The following is a 6,728-nucleotide window of genomic DNA, read 5'->3' as shown; positions in this document are numbered from 1 at the left end:
CAGAAGTGAAACGCCGTAGCGCCGATGGTAGTGTGGGGTCTCCCCATGCGAGAGTAGGGAACTGCCAGGCATCAATTTAAGACTCGTTATCGGGTCGTGACCTTTCAATTGACACTGAAAGGGCGAAATACCTGAAATCAGAACGTTTTTCTGACTTCAGTACAGAATCGGTGGAGCGGTAGTTCAGTTGGTTAGAATACCTGCCTGTCACGCAGGGGGTCGCGGGTTCGAGCCCCGTCCGTTCCGCCACCCTATTTAGGGGCGTAGTTCAATTGGTAGAGCACCGGTCTCCAAAACCGGGTGTTGGGGGTTCGAGTCCCTCCGCCCCTGCCAGAAAACAATCCTTTGCTTCGGCAAAGGATTTTTTTTGTCCAAAATTTAGCAATGAAACCCAAACTCAGTCATGAAAAGAGTTTGGGTTTCACTGCGATCCACCCAAACTCTCTCCTCATTACTGAGTCAATACTGGAAATTTAAGCAGTTGGCGAATATGCGCCTGTTGATCGCTATTCTGCAACCACACCGCATACAGTGGCCGTACGGCAACAGGGGTGTCTGGAATAACCATCAGGTCACTATAAATGCTGTGCCAGGAGTCGGGTAAGAATGCGCAAGCACCGGTGGTGTGAAGTAATTCACGCGTCACATGCGCTGATGTTGTGGTTAATACTGGGACATCATCACTGGACAGATAACTTTCGTGCTGGTGAAAATCTGCGCCCCATTCCAGTTTGATGTAATCATATTTTTCGCGTTTTTCGGTTTTACGTGCGCGGAATAATGCGAGTGAAATGTGACCTATCTGTTGACTGGTGAGCTCATCCATTTTTGGCGCTTCGGTGGTAATTAAAAGATCCAGCTGACGCTCATGCAACTGCTTAACTAATAGATGTCGTTGCGCGATGCGCGCCTCAAGATGCAGGCTTTCCCGGTTTTCATAAAGCGTTTTTAACCAAGGGGTTAGATAGGCTTCCCACAGCGATGCGCTGGCGCCTATTGAAAGCTCGTGATGTTGTTGTGTGTGCGAAACTTCCTTTTTGGCCATCAGCCAGGTACTCATCAAACTTTCTGCATAGGGCAATAAACGCTCACCTGCAGAAGTCAGACGGATATTATTGCGATGACGCGTAAAAAGGTTAACCCCCAATTGGTTTTCCAACTGGCGAATGCGAAAACTAACGGCAGATTGCGTGAGGTAAAGCGCTTCAGCAGCACGCCCGAAATGGCGTGTTCTGCTCACTTCGAGGAAAGTTTTCAGTAATTCCGTATCCACAGCATTCTCCCAAAATTTGTTTGTCGTACTGATTTAAATGTTTTGTTTTACACTCTGTCAAGCCTATCTAATACTCCGCGCCATAAATAGCACGGCCATATGAGAGTCAGGAGCGTGTAAAATGGCGGATAGCTTCGCAACAACAAATCGTTTCTTTGATAACAAACATTACCCACGTGGTTTTTCGCGTCATGGTGATTTCACCATTAAAGAAGCTCAGCTTCTGGAACGCCACGGTTACGCCTTCAACGAACTGGACCTCGCTAAGCGTGAACCAGCGACTGATGAAGAGCGTTCGTTTTTAGAAGTATGTCGTGGTGTTCGTGAGCCGCAAACGGAAGCTGAACGCGTCTGGTCGAAATATACCGCACGCATTAAGCGTCCTAAGCGTTTCCACACCCTGTCTGGCGGCAAGCCGCAGATGGACACGGTGGAAGACTTCAGCGATAGCGATGATTAAAAAAAACGGGGCCTAAAGGCCCCGTTATTTATTCCAGACTTTTATGCAGATGGATCAGTAATCGGTCGATGCTGCGATAACTCACCGCCTCCTGCAAATGCTGCCGCAAAATCACCTCCTCACCTGCCAGATCGGCAATCGTCCTCGCCACCTTTAAAATCCGCTGCCATGCTCGCACGGAAAGTCCCAGTGAGTTGAGCACCGCTTCCAGCCATTCGGCATCCTGCTGTGCTAACGCGCAGCAACGTATAATCTCCGGGTTGGTTAAATGTGCATTCACCTTACCGGCACGCTCCATTTGAGCCTGCCGGGCTGTCAGCACGCGTTTAAGCACATCTGCACTGCATTCTTTGACTTTTTGTTTCTGGCTCAAGGTGCCACTCGGCAGGAGCGGGATTTCCAGTGATAGATCGAAACGGTCGAGAAAGGGCCCGGAAAGCCGACTCAGATAGCGAAGGACTTGTTGAGGCGTGCATCTATTGTGGCTGCCTTGATAGTGGCCGGTTGGGCTGGGGTTCATGGCAGCAATTAACTGGAAGCGAGCCGGATAGGTCACTTTGGCACGCGCACGGGAGATCGCTATCTCTCCAGACTCAATGGGCTCACGTAATGAGTCCAGCACCTTACGGTCGAACTCTGGCAGTTCATCGAGAAACAGCACACCATTGTGGGCTAGAGAGATTTCACCGGGTCGCGGCAATGAGCCCCCACCAATCAGCGCATAGAGTGAGGCACTGTGATGTGGCGCTCTAAATGGCCGTCTGCGCCACTGATGGTGAACAGTCCCGCTGCTGACCAGACTATTAATGGCCGCGCACTCCAGCGCTTCCTGATCGTTCAGCGGAGGCATAATACCTGGCAGGCGTGTAGCGAGCATGGTTTTACCGGTACCGGGTGGTCCAAGCAACAATAGGTTATGCCCCCCTGCCGCGGTGATCTCAAGTGCCCGGCGACCTTGTTCCTGCCCAATGATGTCGCTGAGATCTTGGTCCGCCTGTTCAAAGGGTTCTGGTTGAGAACGGGCCACCGTCAGTGCGGTCTGGTTATGCAGAAAGGCACAAATCTCGACCAGATGCTTCCCGACCAGGGTTTCTCCTTGCTCGATTAATCCGACATCCTGTTGATTCTCATCAGCTAACACCATCCTCCTGCCCGCTTGCAGTGCTGCCATCGCTGCAGGAATCGCGGCCTGAACGCCACAGAGCGCGCCGTTTAGGGCTAACTCCCCCAGGAATTCATATTGCGCCAGTTTTGCGTCTGGAAGCTGCTCTGAGGCTGCGAGAATCGCAATGGCGATAGGAAGGTCATAGCGTCCGCCTTCTTTAGGCAGATCGGCAGGAGCCAAATTGATGGTGATGCGTTTAGCGGGAAAGGTGAAACCACTGTTAATGATCGCGCTGCGTACCCGCTCTCGTGCCTCTTTCACGGTGGTTTCCGGCAGGCCAACCAGCGTGAGAGCAGGTAATCCTTTGCTGATATGCACTTCTACAGTGACGAGTGGGGCCTGAACACCCAATGCCGCACGGGTTAAAACCTTAGATAAAGACATAACAACTCCTTGTTGCCTTCATCATGCTTGCAGAAAGGGCAGATGGCGAATGCGATTCGCTAATATCGGTGCCTGATTCCGATCAATTACCGTTTTTTGCATCATTTTCGCTGCTTTTAGAAGCCAGATCGCAAAATATAAATATCTATTACGCCGCGTGCGTAATGAAAAATTATCACAACTGTAAATAACCTTTTACTTACAATGCGATAACCGTCATGCGCCGTTTGCGTCATAAAAAAACATTATGAAAATTATTGTCAATGACCGGATAACTATGGTAACTCTGTAGGTATTACTTCGAACAATCGAAAAAACAAACAACACATGAAAGCCCTTCTACAAGTGATTAGCCTAGTCGTGATTAGCGTGGTGGTGATTATTATCCCACCGTGCGGGGCATCGCTTGGAGAAAGAAAGGCTTAAAAATCAAGCCCGGAATTCCAAAAAACCCCCGCACCGAAAGGTCCGGGGGTTTTTTTTTAACCAGGCTAAATATCAGCGAATCAGCGAGGAACAGATTATGAGCAGTAGCATAAAATTCTGTTGTTCCCCTAGGAATACAGGAGAATAACCATGACAGGTGCACAGTGGGTAGTTCAGGCTTTACGCGCGCAGAGTGTCGACACAGTGTTTGGCTATCCTGGCGGCGCAATCATGCCAGTGTACGATGCGCTCTACGATGGCGGCGTGGAACACCTACTGTGTCGTCATGAGCAAGGTGCGGTGATGGCAGCGATTGGTTATGCGCGTGCCACCGGTAAAACAGGCGTCTGTATCGCCACTTCTGGCCCGGGTGCAACCAACCTGATCACCGGTTTAGCTGATGCGTTGATGGACTCCATCCCGGTGGTGGCCATCACTGGCCAGGTTTCGTCAGCCTTTATCGGCACCGATGCCTTCCAGGAAATTGACGTTCTCGGTTTGTCATTAGCCTGCACTAAACACAGCTTCCTCGTCGAATCCCTTGAAGATTTGCCTTCCGTGATGGCCGAGGCCTTTGCCATTGCCCAGTCAGGCCGCCCGGGCCCGGTTCTGGTTGATATCCCAAAAGACATCCAAATTGCCAGTGGTGATTTAACGCCGCACCTGCTGCCAGTTGAAGAGGCGATCAGCCATTCACCGCAGCACATCGCTGAAGCCCGCGAGTTAATGGCACAAGCGCATAAGCCCATGCTGTACATCGGCGGGGGGGTTGGCATGGCGCAAGCCGTTCCTGCATTGCGTACGATGGCACAAGAAACCGGCATTCCGATGGTCTCTACGCTGAAGGGTTTAGGCAGTGCTGACCCGTCCAGTGATGTTTACCTCGGCATGTTAGGCATGCACGGCACCAAGGCTGCCAACCTTGCGGTGCAATCCTGTGATTTGCTGATCGCTGTTGGCGCACGCTTTGATGACCGTGTCACCGGCAAACTGGATACCTTTGCGCCGCACGCCAGCGTTATCCACATCGATATCGATCCCGCTGAACTGAACAAACTGCGCCGTGCGCACGTTTCGCTGCAGGGTGATTTAAACCAGGTACTGCCTGCGCTGAGCATGCCGCTGCAGATTGAGGGCTGGCGCACGGAAGTCAAAGCGATGAAAGCCGAGTTCGACTGGCGTTACGATCATCCAGGCGAAGCGATCTATGCGCCTCTGCTGCTGAAGCAGGTATCCGATCGCAAAGGCGAGAGTGCCGTGGTCACTACCGATGTAGGTCAGCATCAGATGTGGGCAGCGCAGCACATGAGCTTCACCGCGCCAGAGAACTTCATCACCTCCAGTGGCCTTGGCACCATGGGCTTTGGCTTGCCGGCTGCCGTAGGTGCACAGGTTGCGCGTCCAGATGACACCGTCATCTGCGTGTCAGGCGATGGTTCCATCATGATGAATATCCAGGAGCTGGGTACCATCAAACGTAAGAAGCTGCCGGTGAAAATCCTGCTGTTGGACAACCAACGCTTGGGCATGGTGCGCCAGTGGCAGCAGCTGTTCTTTGATGGCCGCTACAGCGAGACCATCCTCACTGACAATCCCGATTTCCTCACGCTGGCCAGCGCGTTTGATATCCCAGGCCAACGTATTAGCCGTAAAGATCAGGTCGACGACGCCATTGATGCTCTGCTGAACAGTGAAGGTCCTTACTTCCTGCATGTTTCGATTGATGAGCATGAGAACGTCTGGCCATTGGTACCGCCGGGTGCCAGCAACGCAAACATGATGGAGAAAACCGCATGAACCAGCATCAATTGTCTATCGAAGCTCGCTTCCGTCCTGAAATATTGGAGCGCATTTTGCGTGTCGTCCGCCACCGTGGCTTCCAGGTGTGCTCGATGAACATGGCATCTGCGATTAACGCCGAGAACATTAATATCGAGATGACCGTTGCCAGCCAGCGCTCGGTCGATTTACTGTCTTCGCAGTTAAGCAAACTTATGGATGTCGCTTGTGTCGAGATCCAGCAACAGACATCACAACAAATCCGCGCTTAGTCGCCAAAGGAAATAGCAATGAGTACGAAGAAAGCAGACTTTATTTGGTTCAACGGGGAGATGGTTAAGTGGGAAGACGCCAAGGTTAGCGTCATGTCTCACGCACTGCACTACGGTACTTCTGTGTTTGAAGGCGTACGTTGCTACGACTCACACAAAGGCCCAGTGGTGTTCCGTCACCGTGAACACATGCAGCGTCTGCATGATTCCGCCAAGATCTACCGTTTCCCTATCGCCGCCAGCGTTGATGAGCTGATGGAAGCCTGCCGCGAAGTGATTCGCGTGAACAAATTGAAGAGCGCTTACATCCGCCCACTGGCGTTTGTTGGCGACGTAGGCCTGGGCGTGAACCCACCAGACGGCTACACCACCGACGTGATCATCGCTGCTTTCCCATGGGGTGCTTACCTGGGTGCTGAAGCACTGGAAAATGGTATTGATGCGATGGTTTCTTCCTGGAACCGTGTGGCACCAAACACCTTGCCAACAGCGGCTAAAGCGGGCGGTAACTACCTTTCCTCACTGCTGGTGGGCAGCGAAGCGCGCCGCCACGGTTATCAGGAAGGTATCGCTCTCGACACCAACGGCTATATTTCAGAAGGTGCGGGTGAAAACTTGTTCGAAGTGAAAGATGGCATTCTTTTCACGCCGCCATTCACTTCTTCAGCGCTGCCGGGCATCACCCGTGACGCCATCATTAAACTGGCGATCGATCTGGGTATCGAAGTGCGTGAGCAGACCCTGTCGCGCGAATCGCTGTATCTGGCTGATGAAGTGTTCATGTCTGGTACTGCGGCAGAAATCACCCCAGTGCGCAGCGTTGATGGCATTCAGGTTGGTGCCGGCAAACGCGGCCCAGTGACCACCAAAATTCAGAGCGCCTTCTTCGGCCTGTTCACGGGCGAAACCGAAGATAAGTACGGCTGGTTGGATCAGGTTAATCCATAACAAGACCGTTACGCGGGTGCA

7 protein-coding genes and 2 tRNA genes are annotated in these 6,728 nt (G+C 52.1%); 7 read left to right on the top strand and 2 right to left on the bottom strand.

The window, feature by feature from the left end; translation table 11 throughout:
- Nucleotides 1-172: 172 nt before the first annotated feature.
- Nucleotides 173-249: transfer RNA gene (locus tag QMZ30_RS15665), tRNA-Asp, on the top strand.
- An 8-nt stretch (nucleotides 250-257) separates the two neighbouring features.
- Nucleotides 258-333, top strand: a tRNA-Trp gene (locus QMZ30_RS15660).
- 118 nt (nucleotides 334-451) lie between these two features.
- Here QMZ30_RS15660 and hdfR read toward each other — a convergent pair.
- On the bottom strand, nucleotides 452-1,273 hold the full coding sequence (gene hdfR, locus QMZ30_RS15655) for an HTH-type transcriptional regulator HdfR (protein ID WP_034820037.1): 822 nt from the start codon (nucleotides 1,271-1,273) through the stop codon (nucleotides 452-454).
- Nucleotides 1,274-1,394: 121 nt separating this feature from the next.
- On the opposite strand from hdfR, the gene QMZ30_RS15650 reads away from it, so the two are divergent.
- Nucleotides 1,395-1,733, top strand: a complete 339-nt coding sequence (locus QMZ30_RS15650; RefSeq protein ID WP_039333392.1) for a MaoP family protein — start codon at nucleotides 1,395-1,397, stop codon at nucleotides 1,731-1,733.
- A 28-nt stretch (nucleotides 1,734-1,761) separates the two neighbouring features.
- Here QMZ30_RS15650 and QMZ30_RS15645 read toward each other — a convergent pair whose 3' ends face one another.
- Nucleotides 1,762-3,282: a YifB family Mg chelatase-like AAA ATPase gene (locus QMZ30_RS15645; protein WP_283228069.1), complete on the bottom strand. Its 1,521-nt coding sequence runs from the start codon at nucleotides 3,280-3,282 to the stop codon at nucleotides 1,762-1,764.
- Between the two features lie 327 nt (nucleotides 3,283-3,609).
- Here QMZ30_RS15645 and ilvL point away from each other — a divergent pair, with 327 nt between their 5' ends.
- From ilvL to QMZ30_RS15625, 4 genes are all read left to right on the top strand, one after another.
- Entirely contained in the window at nucleotides 3,610-3,708 is a 99-nt protein-coding gene (ilvL, locus tag QMZ30_RS15640; protein ID WP_071531048.1) for an ilv operon leader peptide, read from the top strand.
- Nucleotides 3,709-3,858: 150 nt separating this feature from the next.
- Nucleotides 3,859-5,505 (top strand): acetolactate synthase 2 catalytic subunit, encoded by a 1,647-nt coding sequence (gene ilvG / locus QMZ30_RS15635; protein WP_283228068.1) that lies wholly within the window; start codon nucleotides 3,859-3,861, stop codon nucleotides 5,503-5,505.
- The gene (gene ilvM, locus QMZ30_RS15630) at nucleotides 5,502-5,759 is read left to right on the top strand and encodes an acetolactate synthase 2 small subunit (RefSeq protein ID WP_034820026.1); all 258 of its coding nucleotides are present in this window, start codon (nucleotides 5,502-5,504) and stop codon (nucleotides 5,757-5,759) included. Before ilvG ends, ilvM begins: the two co-directional genes overlap by 4 nt.
- Nucleotides 5,760-5,777: 18 nt before the next feature.
- The gene (locus QMZ30_RS15625; protein WP_034820022.1) at nucleotides 5,778-6,707 is read left to right on the top strand and encodes a branched-chain amino acid transaminase; all 930 of its coding nucleotides are present in this window, start codon (nucleotides 5,778-5,780) and stop codon (nucleotides 6,705-6,707) included.
- Nucleotides 6,708-6,728 lie beyond the last annotated feature (21 nt).

This window comes from Pantoea sp. EA-12, assembly GCF_030053355.1.
Taxonomy (GTDB): domain Bacteria; phylum Pseudomonadota; class Gammaproteobacteria; order Enterobacterales; family Enterobacteriaceae; genus Pantoea; species Pantoea vagans_C.
This window is presented reverse-complemented; position numbering and strand designations above follow the sequence as displayed.

What these genes read in the sequence shown, in the direction of transcription:
- ilvM (WP_034820026.1), top strand. Translation starts at nt 5,502, where the DNA reads ATGAACCAGCATCAATTGTCTATCGAAGCTCGCTTCCGTCCTGAAATA.
- ilvL (WP_071531048.1), top strand. Translation starts at nt 3,610, where the DNA reads ATGAAAGCCCTTCTACAAGTGATTAGCCTAGTCGTGATTAGCGTGGTG.
- QMZ30_RS15650 (WP_039333392.1), top strand. Translation starts at nt 1,395, where the DNA reads ATGGCGGATAGCTTCGCAACAACAAATCGTTTCTTTGATAACAAACAT.
- ilvG (WP_283228068.1), top strand. Translation starts at nt 3,859, where the DNA reads ATGACAGGTGCACAGTGGGTAGTTCAGGCTTTACGCGCGCAGAGTGTC.
- QMZ30_RS15645 (WP_283228069.1), bottom strand. Translation starts at nt 3,282, where the DNA reads ATGTCTTTATCTAAGGTTTTAACCCGTGCGGCATTGGGTGTTCAGGCC.
- QMZ30_RS15625 (WP_034820022.1), top strand. Translation starts at nt 5,778, where the DNA reads ATGAGTACGAAGAAAGCAGACTTTATTTGGTTCAACGGGGAGATGGTT.